General features: G+C 71.9%; 12 protein-coding genes. 4 read left to right on the top strand and 8 right to left on the bottom strand.

Annotation, left to right across the window (positions count from 1 at the left end; genetic code table 11):
• Window positions 1–194 precede the first annotated feature (194 nt).
• Together ABZ016_RS40785 and ABZ016_RS40780 are read right to left on the bottom strand one after the other, a co-directional pair.
• On the bottom strand, window positions 195–890 hold the full coding sequence (locus ABZ016_RS40785) for an HAD family phosphatase (RefSeq protein WP_356921833.1): 696 nt from the start codon (window positions 888–890) through the stop codon (window positions 195–197).
• A 44-nt stretch (window positions 891–934) separates the two neighbouring features.
• Window positions 935–1,411 carry an Lrp/AsnC family transcriptional regulator gene (locus ABZ016_RS40780; RefSeq protein ID WP_356921832.1) on the bottom strand — a complete coding sequence of 159 codons (477 nt, stop codon included), beginning with the start codon at window positions 1,409–1,411 and terminating at the stop codon, window positions 935–937.
• Window positions 1,412–1,608: 197 nt separating this feature from the next.
• Between ABZ016_RS40780 and ABZ016_RS40775 the strand changes: the two genes are divergently transcribed.
• A complete protein-coding gene (locus ABZ016_RS40775) occupies window positions 1,609–3,099 on the top strand; it encodes an FUSC family protein (RefSeq protein ID WP_356921831.1) in 1,491 nt (496 codons plus the stop codon).
• A 99-nt stretch (window positions 3,100–3,198) separates the two neighbouring features.
• A complete protein-coding gene (locus ABZ016_RS40770) occupies window positions 3,199–4,227 on the top strand; it encodes a lactonase family protein (RefSeq protein ID WP_356921830.1) in 1,029 nt (342 codons plus the stop codon).
• Between the two features lie 154 nt (window positions 4,228–4,381).
• Here the strand turns inward: ABZ016_RS40770 and ABZ016_RS40765 are convergent, their stop codons facing one another.
• Both ABZ016_RS40765 and ABZ016_RS40760 read right to left on the bottom strand, forming a co-directional pair.
• A complete protein-coding gene (locus ABZ016_RS40765; RefSeq protein ID WP_356921829.1) occupies window positions 4,382–5,305 on the bottom strand; it encodes a hypothetical protein in 924 nt (307 codons plus the stop codon).
• Window positions 5,306–5,416: 111 nt separating this feature from the next.
• Window positions 5,417–6,433, bottom strand: coding sequence for a BadF/BadG/BcrA/BcrD ATPase family protein (locus ABZ016_RS40760; protein ID WP_356921828.1), 1,017 nt, complete (start codon window positions 6,431–6,433; stop codon window positions 5,417–5,419).
• 267 nt (window positions 6,434–6,700) lie between these two features.
• On the opposite strand from ABZ016_RS40760, the gene ABZ016_RS40755 reads away from it, so the two are divergent.
• Window positions 6,701–7,378, top strand: coding sequence for a uracil-DNA glycosylase (locus tag ABZ016_RS40755; RefSeq protein WP_356921827.1), 678 nt, complete (start codon window positions 6,701–6,703; stop codon window positions 7,376–7,378).
• A 67-nt stretch (window positions 7,379–7,445) separates the two neighbouring features.
• Here ABZ016_RS40755 and ABZ016_RS40750 read toward each other — a convergent pair whose 3' ends face one another.
• The 4 genes from ABZ016_RS40750 to ABZ016_RS40735 all read right to left on the bottom strand — a co-directional run bounded on the left by ABZ016_RS40750 (window position 7,446) and on the right by ABZ016_RS40735 (window position 12,696).
• Complete coding sequence (locus ABZ016_RS40750) at window positions 7,446–8,414, bottom strand: glycosyltransferase family A protein (RefSeq protein WP_356921826.1); 969 nt, start codon at window positions 8,412–8,414, stop codon at window positions 7,446–7,448.
• 133 nt (window positions 8,415–8,547) lie between these two features.
• Window positions 8,548–8,973, bottom strand: a complete 426-nt coding sequence (locus ABZ016_RS40745; RefSeq protein ID WP_356921825.1) for a hypothetical protein — start codon at window positions 8,971–8,973, stop codon at window positions 8,548–8,550.
• Between the two features lie 131 nt (window positions 8,974–9,104).
• Window positions 9,105–11,498, bottom strand: a complete 2,394-nt coding sequence (locus tag ABZ016_RS40740) for a glycosyltransferase (RefSeq protein WP_356921835.1) — start codon at window positions 11,496–11,498, stop codon at window positions 9,105–9,107.
• A gap of 100 nt (window positions 11,499–11,598) precedes the next feature.
• The gene (locus tag ABZ016_RS40735; protein ID WP_356921824.1) at window positions 11,599–12,696 is read right to left on the bottom strand and encodes an exo-alpha-sialidase; all 1,098 of its coding nucleotides are present in this window, start codon (window positions 12,694–12,696) and stop codon (window positions 11,599–11,601) included.
• 238 nt (window positions 12,697–12,934) lie between these two features.
• On the opposite strand from ABZ016_RS40735, the gene ABZ016_RS40730 reads away from it, so the two are divergent.
• Complete coding sequence (locus ABZ016_RS40730) at window positions 12,935–13,519, top strand: hypothetical protein (protein WP_356921823.1); 585 nt, start codon at window positions 12,935–12,937, stop codon at window positions 13,517–13,519.
• Window positions 13,520–13,585 lie beyond the last annotated feature (66 nt).

The following is a 13,585-nucleotide window of genomic DNA, read 5'->3' as shown; positions in this document are numbered from 1 at the left end:
CAGTGACTTCTCCTCGTCCACGGGCACGGACACCCAGACGGTGAACGCGGCCGGGCTGGAGAGGGGCCGAGCCATGTGTGCGCCTCCGCGTGTCCACGTACTCACATGTGGTCGAAATGTCGAACGCTGTGCGATTGATCGACCAGACCCTAGGGAGGGGACGGGGGAGCGTCAACGGGTCGGGAGAGGCGAGTTCAGGAAAGAGCGGCCGAGCGCACGAGCCAGTCGTACGCCGCCCGCGCCGTGAACTCCTCCTGACCGCCCCGCAGAAGCAGCCCGGCGGTGGCGAACTCCGGGGCGTCCGCCTGCGCCGGGACGTACGGGACGGCGATGCACCGCATACCGGCCGCGTGTGCGGCGGCGGCGCCCGGGGCGGCGTCCTCCAGCACGACGCACTCCGCCGGGTCGGCGCCGAGCCGGCGGGCCGCCTCCAGGAAGACGTCGGGGGCCGGCTTGCCGTGTGCGACCTCGTCGGCCGAGACGACGGTCCGCAGCCGGGCGTCCAGGCCCGTACCCACCAGGGCGGCCTCGATGGCCTCGGGCGAGGAACCCGATGCCACGGCCATGGGCACGCCCTCGGCCGCCAGCAGCTCGACGAACTCGCACATCTCGGGATAGGCGCGCGTGGAGCTGCGGGCGAGCTCCAGATAGCGGCGGTTCTTGTCGGCGAACAGCTCCTCCACGGAGGCCCGCAGACCGTACCGCTCCTTCCAGTCCGCCACCGTCTCCTGCGTGCTGATGCCCACGTACCGCTCGTGGTCGGCCCAGCTGAAGTCGGGGACGCCGTGCTCGGCGAGGGTCTGCCGGCCTGCTTCGTAGTAGTTCGGCTCGCTGTCCACGAGCGTTCCGTCGAGGTCGAAGATGACCGTCACGCCGCCGAGATTGCTCATGGTGGCAGCATGTCAAAGCCCCTGATCCCGCAGACGGCGAGGGGTCAGGTCCGGGCCGCGCGCCCGAGGGACTCCACCAGCGGAAGCATCCGGTGGGTGACACGTTCGCGCAGGGCGACCTCGGTGCGGGTGCGGACCACCCCGGGCATGCTGATCAGCTTCTGGACGACGTCTTCGAGGTGGGCGTTGTCCCGCGCCACGACCCGGGCCAGCAGGTCCCCGCCGCCCGTGATGGAGAACGCCTCGACGATCTCCGGCACCGCCGCCAGCGCGTCGCCCACCTCGTCGAGATGGCCCTGGGTGACCTCGATGTGCACGAACGCCAGCACCGGATGCCCGAGCGCGGCGGGGGAGAGGGCCGGTGCCGTGCCGGTGATCACCCCCTCGCGCTCCAGGCGGTCGAGCCGGGCCTGGAGCGTGCCCCGGGCGACGCCGAGGGTGCGGGCGTACTCCCGCACGCTCGTGCGCGGCTGCTCCAGCAGCAGCCGCAGGATGCGGGTGTCGAGCTCGTCCACGGGCATGCCCCGGCCTCCTCGTCCGTTGGCTCTGTCGCGGCCGTTGCCGGGTCGCTGCGGCTGTACCAATGGCCCAGTCTAAAAGGTGCCTGTTGAGCCAGTGGCGTCCGGGATGCTGATATGGACGCGTCGATGGCGCTGCGGACTCCGCGGCGCCTTTTTCATGCTTTCTCATGGCCGGTGGGCGAAGGGGGCGGTAAGCGGTGCTGAAGAGGGTGTTCATGGCTCCGGATCCGGGGCGGACGCGGTTGCGGTTCGCCTCCCGGGCCGTGCTCGGTATCGCACTCGCGGTCGCCGTGTGCGGCCTCGCCGGACACTCCCTGGCGGGCACCGTCACCGGCGGCCTCGCCGCCCTGCTCGCCCTGTTCACCGTCACCGACGCCACCGTCCGTGGCCAGGCGGTCACCACCGCACTGCTGCCCGCCGTCGGACTGCCCGTGCTCACCGCCGCGGCCCTACTGCACGCCCACCCGGTGGCCCGGGACCTGACCTTCCTCGCCGTGGTCGGCGCGGGCGTGTACGCGCGCCGCTGGGGCCCGCGCGGACACAGCCTCGGCGTGTTCGCGTTCATGACCTTCTTCGTGGCGCAGTTCCTGCATGCCACCACCGGCCGCCTGCCCGAGCTGTACGCCGCCGTCCTGCTGTCCGTCCTCGCCGCCGCCGCGGTGCGCTTCGGCCTGTGGTGCTACGAACGCAGGCTGCCCCCGCCCGCGGTGCCCGCACCGCCCGGCGGCACCGGCCTGGCCCGGGTGACCACCCGGCAGGCCGTCCAGGCCACCGCCGGAGCGGGCTTCGCCCTCGTCGTCGGGCAGCTGGTGTCCGGTCAGCGCTGGTACTGGGCCGTCGGCGCCACGTGGTGGATCTTCGTCAACACCGCCTCACGCGGCGAGACCCTGGTCCGAGGCTTCCGGCGGCTGCTCGGCACGGTCATCGGCATCGCCCTCGGCCTGCTCGTCGCCATGCCGGTGCACGGGGCCCCGGCCGTCACGGCCGTGCTCGCCGCCGTCTGCGTCTTCGGCATCTTCTACACGGCCGCCGTCTCCTACACCTGGATGATGCTCTGGGTCACCCTCCTCGCCGGGCTGCTCTACGGCCTCCTCGGCGTGCTCGGCCCGGGTTTGCTCGCCCTTCGGCTCGCCGAGACCGGCGTCGGGGCGCTGGGCGCCGCCCTGGCCGTGATCCTCGTCCTGCCCGTCACCACCCACAGCGTCACCGACGCCTGGATCCAGCGGGCCCTGCGCTGCGTCCACGGCTGCGCCTCCGAGACCGCCCGGCGTCTGGCGGGAGCGGCCGACGCCGACCCCGCCCCGCACGTGGCCGAGCTGGAGCAGCTGCTCGCCCGGGTGCGGCTCTCCGTCGCCCCGCTGGTCCATCCCCTGAACCCGATGCTCGGCCGCAAGCGGCGGGCCCGGCACGTGCTCGCCCTGCTCGACGACTGCGCCCGGGAGATCCGCGGCCTGGTCTCCGTCGCCGCCGACCCGGAAGCCTCCCACGACGCCCGCCTCGCCGCCGCCTGCTGGCGGGTACAGGCCGCGGTCGAGGCGCTCACGGAGGGCGGGGACGTCTCGGCCCTGGCGGACGGCCCGGCGGCGACGGAACCGGCCCTCGCTCATCTGCACGGCCTGGAACGGGCCCTGGCGGAACTCGCCCGGCCGCTGCGTACGCCCTCGGGATCGCCGTTGGTCGGGGCCTGAGCGTCGCCCGGTCCGCCGCACTCTTGACCGTCTGGTCTAGACCGCGCATGATCGACTGCGCGGTCGTTCAGGACGGCTCGGGGACGAGAGGAAACAGCGATGGCGGACGGTGGCAGGCGACGGGCGTTCATCGGGTCGTTCACGGCGGCCGGCGGACCCGGGATCGTGACGGCGGCCGTCGACCCGGACAGCGGTGCGCTGACCGTCCTGAGCGGCCTGATCACCGTCCCCGACCCCTCCTACCTGGCCCTCGCGCCCGACGGCGACACGCTCTACGCCGTCAGCGAGACGGCCGACGGTGCCGTGGCCGCGTACCGGGTGGACGGGGACAAGCTTGAGCCGGCCGGGCCGCCCGTGCCGGTCGACGGCAACGGGCCGACCCACCTCGGTCTGTTCGCCGGACACGTCCTGACCGCCAACTACGGCTCGGGCAGCGTCACCGCCGTCCCCGTCCGCCTCGACGGCACCCTCGAGCGCTCCGCCTCCGGTGTGCTCCGGCACCGGGGCGCAGGCCCGCACACGCCACGCCAGCAGGGCCCGCACGCCCACCAGGTGCAGCCCGACCCGAGCGGCCGCTGGGCCGTCAGCGTCGACCTCGGCACCGACTCGGTACGCGTGTGCGTGCTGGCGGACGGCGCCCCGGTCCTGCACCGGGAGACCGCCCTGCGGCCCGGCTCGGGCCCACGCCACCTGGCCTTCCACCCGGACGGCTCGTACGCGTACGTCGTCAACGAACTCAGTCCCTCCGTCACCGTCTGCCGCTGGGACGCGGCCGAGGGGCTGCTCACACCGCTGACCGAGACTCCGGTGCTGCCCGAGGCACCGGCACGCGACGCCTGGCCGTCGGGCATCGCCACCTCGCCCGACGGACGCTACGTGTGGACCGCCACCCGTGGCGTGGACCTCCTGTCCGTCCTCGCCGTCGAGGGGGAGCAGCTCCGCCTGGTCACCACCGTTCCCTGCGGCGGCCGCTGGCCACGCGCCCTCACCGCCACCGACGGCTTCCTGTACGTGGCCAACGAGCGCTCGGGCGATGTGACCTGGTTCGCCGTCGACCCCGGCACGGGCGTCCCCGGACGCGCCGGCTCGATCAGGGTGACGGCGGCGTCCTGCGTGGTGTTCGGCTGACCGGCCCCACGGGCGCGGGGCTGTGCCGATGTGCGGCTCGGCCGCGTGGGCGCGACCAGCCACAACGCACCCGCACCCGGCTCGGCGACTCCATACGCCAACGGCGAAGGCCCGCCCCAGGCCGGAGCGGGCCTCGTCATCCGGTTGGGAAACGTCAGCGAACCGGCGTCCCCTGAACCTGCTGCGGCGTGATCCCCAACGCCGTCGTGTACTTGGCCAGGGCCAGCTTCCCGATCGCCGGGTACGGCCCGAGCGACTCCGCCGCGGAGCACTCCGCCTCCTTCGCCGCCTCCGCGACCAGCCCCGGCTCGATCTCCGGACCGATCAGATACGGCGCGAGAGCCAGCTGCTGCGAACCCGAGGAGCGCAGCTGATCCGCGACGGACGCGATGGAACCCTCCTGGTCCAGGGCCGCCGCCATCACCGGCACCGCGAGGCGCGCGGCGAGCAGCATGCCGGTGATCCCGGCCGCCTGCACGGCCTCGTCACCACCCACGGAGGCCAGGATGATGCCGTCGGCGGCGGTGGCCACCGTGAACAGCCGCGCACGGTCCGCACGGGCCAGACCGGCCTCGGAGAGCCGCACGTGCAGCGCCTCCGCGAGCAGCGGGTGCGGGCCGAGGACGTCGGTCAGCTCGGCGGCGATACGGCTCTCCATGACGGCCTGGCGGGCCCGGCGCAGCAGCGCACTGTCCGGACCGGCGAGCAGCGGCACGACGACGGCTACGGGCCCGTCGGGTTCCCTGACGTCCATGCCGGCGGCGCGCGCCTGCTCGAAGCGGGCGGTGCGCTCCTCGGCGGCGCGCACGAGCACGGCCTGCAGCGAGGGGAACTCCGCGTTGTCCCCGTCGAGGTACCCGATGCGGGCGTCGAGGCCGGGCAGCTCGGAGCGGGCGATGCTCACGACCTCTTCGGCGAGGCTGCGCGTGGCGCTACTGGGCGTGCCCGGCACGGCGAGGACGAGCGCCGGCGCGCCCTCCGGAGCCACCAGCGGCTCGGGGCGGCGGTGCCGTCCGGGCTGGCGGGGTCGCGGCATTCGTACTGGCAGGCCGGACTCGGGTCCAGTGGGGGAACTCATGGCGCCGCATGTTACTGGTTTCTTGGGCTCCCCTGTTCGGGGAGGGGGCAGGTGAGCGGTATCCGTCCTGTTTTGTCTGATGAGTTACGTACGGATTGAGTTACGTACGGATCAGACGTGATCGTCTCCCTCGCCCGACTGGGCCGTCACACACGGCGTCGTCACACACAGCATGGCCTCGTCACCCGGCAGCGTGAGCGGACCGGCGGTCAGCTCGGCCGCGAGGCGCACCGAGCCGTGCAGCGGATCGCCCTCGGCCGGCACCCGCCGCGCGTGCGGGAGCCGCTTCGCGAGCTCCTCGTCCAGCGGGACGAGGAGCGGGTCGCCCATCTTGAACAGACCGCCGGTCGCGGCGAGGCGGGGCGCACCGCCGGTGGGGCACACGGCCGCCGCGGAATCGGCCATGTGGCGGGCGGCCGCACGCAGGATGCCCGCCGCGACGGGATCCCCGTCCGCGCAGGCGGCCACGCGGGGCGCGAAGGAGGCGAGGACGGCGGGCCGGTCCGGCCGCGGATACAGCGCGCCGGGAAGCCCCGCCGCCGGTCCGAACACCTCCTCGGCGCACGCCAGCAACCGAGCCGAGCCGCCCTCGCGCCCGTCGTGGGCGCGCAGCGCGGCCTCCAGCCCGGCCCGCCCGATCCAGGCACCGCCCCCGCAGTCCCCGAGCAGGTGTCCCCAGCCGTCCGCCCGGCGCCACCCGGCCAGGTCGGTGCCGATCGCGATCAGCCCCGTACCCCCGGCGATCACGGCACCCGGCCGGGGCCCGAGGGCTCCCACGTACGCGGTCACGGCATCGGCGGCCAGCGCGACCCTGCGCACCCCGAACCGCCGGGCGAGGGCATCCGGAAGTTCGGCGCGCAGCGCGTCACCGAGCGAGGCCAGCCCGGTCGCGCCCACGACGGCGGCGGTCAGGCGCACCGGCCCGGCCTCTGTGGTCAAGGCGCTCACCAACGGCACGAGTTGTGCCATGAAGTGTTCGGGGTCGATGCCCCGGTCTCCCGTGCGTACCGGCTCGGTGGACGCCCGCCGGGCCAGCGGTCCGCGCTCGGCGGTCCCCACGACCACCCGCAGTCCGGACCCGCCGGAGTCCACGGCGAGGAAGCCGGAGCCGCCCGACGCCCCGGTCACGGCAGGCGCCGGTCCACCGGTCGGCCGCCTCGGCGGATCAGCAGGAAGCGTTCGGGACGAAGAGCCGGCCACGCGGGAAGACCCCGGCGGAGTGGCTCGGCCACTGGACGCGACACGTTCCCCTCCTTCCCGGTGGCCGGTTGCGCGATGTGCCCGACCGACCCGAAAACCTCGACGAGGAGGAAGCGTAGCGCCGAAAGGAGCCCTGGTGCCGGGGGCCTGTCGGCTTGTGCGGGGCTTCGCTGTGTGCCAGTAGAGTGACGCGCTGTGGCACCACGACCCTTGTATGAACTTGTTGAAGCAGGCTGGGCGAAGGCTCTCGAACCCGCGGCCGAACGCATCGCGGCGATGGGCGACTTCCTTCGGGCCGAGATTGCGGCAGGCCGGACGTACCTTCCGGCTGGCGCGAACGTCCTGCGGGCCTTCCAGCAGCCGTTCGATGACGTCCGTGTCCTGATAGTCGGTCAGGATCCCTATCCCACACCGGGGATGGCGATCGGGTTGAGCTTCGCGGTGGCGCCCGAGGTGCGCTCTCTGCCCGGCAGTCTGGAGAACATCTTCAGGGAGCTGCACTCCGACCTGGGGCTGCCCAGGCCGTCCAACGGGGACCTGACGCCGTGGACCCGGCAGGGCGTGCTGTTGCTCAACAGGGCGCTCACCACCGCCCCCCGCAAGCCCGCTGCCCACCGGGGCAAGGGCTGGGAGGAGGTCACCGAGCAGGCGATCCGGGCGCTGGCGGCACGGGGGAAGCCGCTGGTGTCGATTCTGTGGGGGCGCGACGCGCGCAATCTGCGGCCGCTGCTGGGGGACCTCCCTGCGATCGAGTCCGCTCATCCCTCGCCGATGTCGGCGGACCGGGGCTTCTTCGGCTCCCGTCCCTTCAGCCGGGCCAACGACCTGCTCGTGCAGCAGGGCGCGCAGCCGGTGGACTGGCGACTGCCGTGAGCCTCACGCCTGCCGCAGGGTCCCCGGAAGGGACCGCGGTGGCCCGGAACCGACCCGGACCACCGTGTCAAACGGGGGAAGTCGTCGGGGTGGGCTCGCGCTCCGGGACGGACGGGCCGGCGAGGCCGCTCTGAGCGGCCAGCGCCTTCTCCAGTCGCCGGATGTGGTAGTACTGCACCCGCGTGGTGCGCTGCAGGGCCATGACCGCGGAGAGGAACTGGTCCATCTCGGCTGCCCGGGTGAGGATGTCGTCGGGTACGTGCTCGTCCGACAGGCAGCCTTCCCCGTCCTGGGTGAGCACGGCGTGTGCCCAGCCGCGGGTGATCGGCTTGAACAGGTCCGGGTGGTTGGCCACGATCCGGGCCCGGATGGCGAGGTCGTTCTCGGCGGCTTCGAGGTGCAGCCCGGTGTCCTTGTTGCGAGCCCCGAACAGCGGCTCATGGATGTGGTGGGCGTCGAAGCCGTGCTCGACGCAGCCGATCCAGAAGTCCCAGTCCTCTCCCGCCCTCATGGTCTCGTCGTACCCGCCCACGGCCTGCCACGCTTCACGGCGGTACAGCGAGCAGTAGAACATGATCAGTCGCTGGAGCAGCAGTTCTCTGCTGTAGGCGGGGAGAGGCATCGCCTGCGGGGGCAGATCGTCGTCGGTGAAGGTGAACACATCGGTTGAGGCGATGGCGATGCCGGGGTCACCGTCCAGTACCTCGACGGTCTTCTCCAGCATCGTGGGCGCGATCATGTCGTCGGCGTCCAGCGGGAGGATGTAACGGCCGGCACTGGCCTCGATTCCGGTGTTGCGCGCGGCGGAGACTCCGGCATTGGCCTGTTGGAGCAGCCGGATGCACCGGTCGGGGTGGCGGGCGGCCAGGTCCTGGGCCACCTCGACCGTGTCGTCGGTGCTGCCGTCGTCGACGATGACGAGTTCCCAGGCGCGGAAGGTCTGGGCGAGGACGCTGGACACCGCCTCGGGCAGATAACGTGCGTAGTTGTGGCAGGGGATGACCACCGAGACCACAGGGTCGGATCTGTGGGGCATGCGCCGTCTTTCGCTTCGGAACGGAACGGGGTGGAGGGGATTCGCAGTACGGGCGGCGGGATTCCGCGACGTCGGGCGCCGACGCCCCCCCTGGCCCTGTTCCAGGACCACGTCGCAGCGGACCAACCGGATGCTAGCTGGAGAGCAGTTGACGCCCGGGGACCTGGTCGTGGTGGCCGTGTCCGTGCTCCTGGTGGTGCCCGTAGTCACAGATGGTCATGTTGCCCACCGGCGTGCAGCAGTGGCCGTAGTCGGTGACGGTCATGTTGCCGATGGGCGTGCAGCAGTGGCCGTAGTCGGTGACGGTCATGTTGCCGATGGGCGTGCAGCAGTGGCCGTAGTCGGTGACGGTGACGTTCCCGATGGGCGTGCAGGGGTGCCCGTCTCCGGAGGTGAGGGTGACGTCGCCGCCTATCTGCCCTTGGTACGTGTACGGTGCCGACGCTGTCAGCGTGTCCGAACCGAGGGTGGCCGCGTAGGCCGCCTCCGCGGTGTTGAGCAGTCCGGCGGTTGCCAGTGCGGCAGGCAGGGCCAGGGAGGACATGACACGGGCTTTCACGGTGGAGCCTTTCCTTCGGGGACTGGGAGTTGCCCTCCGCCGCTCGTGAACTCCGGGGCAGGGGCAGTAGCACCACCGTAGGATGATGTTACTCAGCGCGCCAAAGCGATTACTCCATGCGGTGTACCTGGTCAGGACGGGGCCATGGCCCCCATACCTGCCGCGTCCGTGGCGTGGTGCGGGTGCAGCACTTCCAGGTCGGCCAGCGCCCAGCAGGAAGTGCCCATGTCCCGGGCCATCGCGGCCAGACCCTCGGTCTCGATGAGGTGCTGGTACGGGAAGGAGGGGAAGATCAGGCCGTCCCGGTGGAGATCGGCGCGCACCAGCAGGGCGGTGCCACCGACCGAGTCGACGCGGACGAGCCCTTGCCCGCGCAACGCGTCGAGGTATGTGCGGCCGAACCCCCTGGGTGGCTGCAGAATGCCGTCGCGCAGCCACTGGGACCAGTTGAGCGTGCCGGCCCTGGGGTGCAGGACGAAGGTGTTGAGGTCGTACGTGGGTCCACCGGTCGTCGTGGCACAGTGCGGGACGACGATGTCCTTGCGCGCTCCGAGCAGGCGCTGGACGAGATCGGCCGGGTAGCCCGTGACGTCCACGTCGAGCCACAGCACCCACTCCTCGTCGTCGAGGGCCCGGGAGAGCAGATGGTTGCGTACCTTGGCCAGCACCGATCGGCGCCGGCGCTGGATGCCGGGCTCCCACCGGGGACCGGCCAACTGGAGGCCGAAGTCACGGTGGACGAGGGTGACCCGCCGGAACTCCGCCTCGAGGCCGGGCAGGACCTCTCGGAGCAGATCCGGCGTCATGTCCGTGCTGTCGCCCTCCAGCAGGCCCAGTGAGATCGCCTCGCGCGGGTAGTCCAGTGAGCGAAGGTTCTTCAGATAGCCCGGCAGGAACGCCGCCGCGTCCTTGAGAGGGGTGAGTACCAGGACCGGGGGGCGCTCACTCGCCGGGCCCGGGGCGGGCTCGAGGGCCGTCCGCCCTCTTCGCTCGGCGGCTCGAGCGGCAGGATCGACCTCGGCGTGGGCGATGTCCTCCGGCTCGATCGGCAGCCGTGCCGCCATCGTGAGCAGCCGCTCGGCGTATGCGCCAGGTTCGGACCAGACCTCGGTCGCCACGTCGAAGTGCTCCGCGAAGTGGGCCTCGTTGAACGTATTGCTGCCGTGACACACGTACGTGTACAGCTCGGGTGCGTCGACCGACACCACCCGGCAGGTGCGGACCACCTCTTCCGCCACCGGCGTGTCCTCGCCCCGGCGCAGTGCGGGATAGCGCGGGAGACGGTCCTTGGCGCACACCATCGACCCCTCCCATACGCGCGCGCAGGAGATCGCGAGCTGGTGGCGAGCGGGCCACCACAGTTGTTCACGTGCGAGGAAGCAGGCCTCGGCGCCGAGCGAGGCAATGGCCGCCATCTGGGTCTCGACCCGCTCCGGGTCGTACAGGTCGTCGTCGTCCCACTGGCATACGTAGGGGCCGGTCGCCCGGCTCACCGCCTCGTTGCGCAGTTCGCCCAACGGCCGCCCTTCCGGGGGGAGCCGGTGGTGGCGGATCCGTGGGTCGCCCAGCTCGCGAAGGTACTGCTCCAGGGCGTCGTCCGTGCCGTCCTCCACGACGACCAGTTCCAGACTGGGATACGTCTGCGCACGGAAGCACGTGATCGCGCGGCGTGCGGTCGACGAACGATCCTTCGTCACCATCAGACATGACACCGTCGGCGCCGGCGCGCCCGAGGACCAGCGACGGCGTTGCGCGTCCAGGTTGAGGAGGCCGTCGGCGACGGGGTGCAGCTCCTGGCTCGCCCAGAACGGGAACCGTTTGCCGGCCGAGGTCCGAGGAGTGGCGGGGACGTCGCGCATCCAGCTGCCGGACCAGTGGTGCACGGCGTGCGCATTCTCGTAGTCGGCCTTCTGAGGCCCGAACAGCTCTGCCGCGTAGGGACTCACCTCGGGGTACAGGACCTCCGGGCCGAGGATCGTGATCGAGGCGGGCTCCGGGGCGCTGTCGATCGCTCTGCTGAGGAAGAAGGGGCCCGTGGCGTCCAGAGCACCGGGCATGGCGTGGGCGCCGACCAGCTGGCGGTGCACATGAGCCCAGAAGGGGTGGCCGGGCCGAGACGCGATGAACGCGTTGCCGACGATGCGGCTGAACCCGCGCCGGCGGGCCAGGAGCAGCTGTGTGTGCGCCTGGGGCTCGCAGCCGAGGACGAGTTCGCGCCCGTCAAGGATTTCCTCGATCGGCCTCAGGCACTCGAAGTCCAGATCCACGTACAGCCCGCCGAAATGGTCGAGCAGGAAATAGCGAATTGCGTCGGCCCGCATGATGGGTTCCGCGTAGCCGTCGTAGACCGGCAGGAACCAGGGATAGTGCTCCTGGAGGAATGCGCGATTGTCGGAGTCGGTCCACAAACGGTAACCCCAGTCAGGGTGATGCAGGCGCCATGAATCAGCCCATTTCTTCCATTGGGCGGGTACATCGGCGTCTTTCCAAGTCTGGTGGATCACGGCGGGAATCTTCTGCTGCATCCGCATTCGTGCAGTATGCCGATCCACTTGGCCGAGAGGGCTCCAGCAGAACTCGCGAGGAGGACATTCACCCGCGCGGCCCCTCGTCATGCTCCTTGCCTCATCCGACGAGCGCGGCCCGTACGCACAGCACGTCCGGCAGATGCGAGGCGAGCTGCCGCCAGCTGTCGCCGTCGTCCGCCGACGCGAACACCTCGCCGTTGCGGTTGCCGAAGTAGACGCCCGCGGGATCGGCGTCGTCCGTGCACAGGGCGTCGCGCAGCACCGTGCCGTAGTGGTCCTCCTGGGGCAGTCCCGCCGAGAGCGGCTCCCAGCTCTTGCCCGCGTCCGTCGTCCGGTAGACCCGGCAGCGGTGGTCGGCGGGGACACGGTCGGCGTCGGCGTTGATCGGGAAGACGTACGCCGTGTCACCTCTGTGCGGATGCGCGGCCACCGCGAAACCGAACGTCGACGGCAGGCCCTCGCCGATGTCCGTCCAGTGCGCGCCCGCGTCGTCGCTGCGGTACACACCCCAGTGGTTCTGCAGGTACAGCCGGTCCGGGTTCGCGGCGTCCCGCGCGACCTTGTGCACGCACTGGCCGAACTCGGGGTTCGGGTCGGGCAGGAACACCGCCGAGACGCCCGAGTTCGAGGGCGCCCAGCTCGCGCCGCCGTCCACCGTGCGGAACACACCGGCGGTCGAGACGGCGACCGTCACCGTCTCCGGGTCGCGCGCGTCGGTGAGCACGGTGTGCAGGCCCTCACCGCCGCCGCCCGGCATCCACTTCGACCTGGTCGGATGCTCCCACAGCGGGCGGACGAGTTCGAACGTCTCCCCGCGGTCCGCCGAGCGGTACAGCGCGGCCGGCTCGGTGCCCGCGTACACCACGTCCGGCTCGGCGGCGGCCGGGTGCAGCTGCCACACCCGCTCCAGGGACGCGCCCGTGTCCTTCGGGAACTTGACGGCCGGCCGGGCCGGTTCGGTCCACGTCCGGCCCAGGTCGTCGGAGTGGAACACGGACGGGCCCCAGTGCGCGCTGTCGCCGCCGGCCAGCAGCCGCGGGGTGTCCCCCCGGGTGTCGATGGCGACCGAGTACACGGCCTGCGCGTTGAAGTAGGGGCTCTCGTCGAACTCCCAGGCGCCACCGCCCCGACGGCGCCCGATGAACAGGCCCTTGCGCGTGCCCACGGCGAGCAGTACCTCGGTCATGCCGATCACCTCCGCGGCGTCGCCATCGACGCCCTCGTCTCAGACACCGGCCAGTCTGCACCCCACCACTGACAGTCACCCCCGGAGAGAGCTCCGGCGCAGGTCAGGGCCGTGTCGACGACCGGAAGCGGCCTGCCGGCGCCGTACGCGGGATCTTTCCGAGGTACGTGCAGTGAGCATCCAGGGGCCCTCTTCCGTATGGGGAGGGCGGCGGAATGGTCATGCGCTCATGAGGAGGATCCCTTCGATGGCGTTACGTGGTCCGAAGGTGTGGCTGTGGCGCTGGCGGCGCAATCCGCTCAAGCGCCGCGCCGACAGGGTGGAAGCCTGGGTCGTGCTGGGCGTGTGGACGCTCACCGTGGTCGTGGGGGTGCTGGCCGGCCTGAGCGTGAACCGCTCCGTCGAGGACGGGCTGGCCCGGGAGCGGGTCGAGTGGCGCCCGCTCGAGGCCCGGCTCGCGGAGAAGGCCCCCGGGAGGACCGCCGAGAACGCCGACGCGTCCCGTGCCGAACACGTGTGGGCGGAGGCACGGTGGACCGCCGCGGACGGCTCCACGCACTCCGGCCAGGTGCGGGTCTTCGCGGGAAGCGCCGCAGGGACCCCGATCACCGTGTGGACGGACCGCGAGGGCCGCCAGGTGACCCGACCCGTCACCGAGGCCCAGGCCCGCATACGGGCCGTGCTGATCGGCGGCGTGGCGGGCTTCCTCACCGCGGCCGTGCCACTCGCGGGCGGCCGCGCGGTACGCCGCCGTCTGGAGCGCCGTCGCATCGACCAGTGGGACGCCGAGTGGTCGCGCTTCGGGCCGATGTGGGGCCGTACGACGGGGTGAAGAGGAAGGTGCCGAAAGGCGGGCTGCCATCAGGTAGGACTGCCCCCGGGTGGGGCTGCCACCGGG

The sequence above is a fragment of the Streptomyces sp. NPDC006372 genome, from assembly GCF_040612515.1.
Classification (GTDB): Bacteria; Actinomycetota; Actinomycetes; order Streptomycetales; family Streptomycetaceae; genus Streptomyces.
Note: the sequence above shows the minus strand (reverse complement) of the source record. Positions and strands in the feature narration are given on the sequence as shown.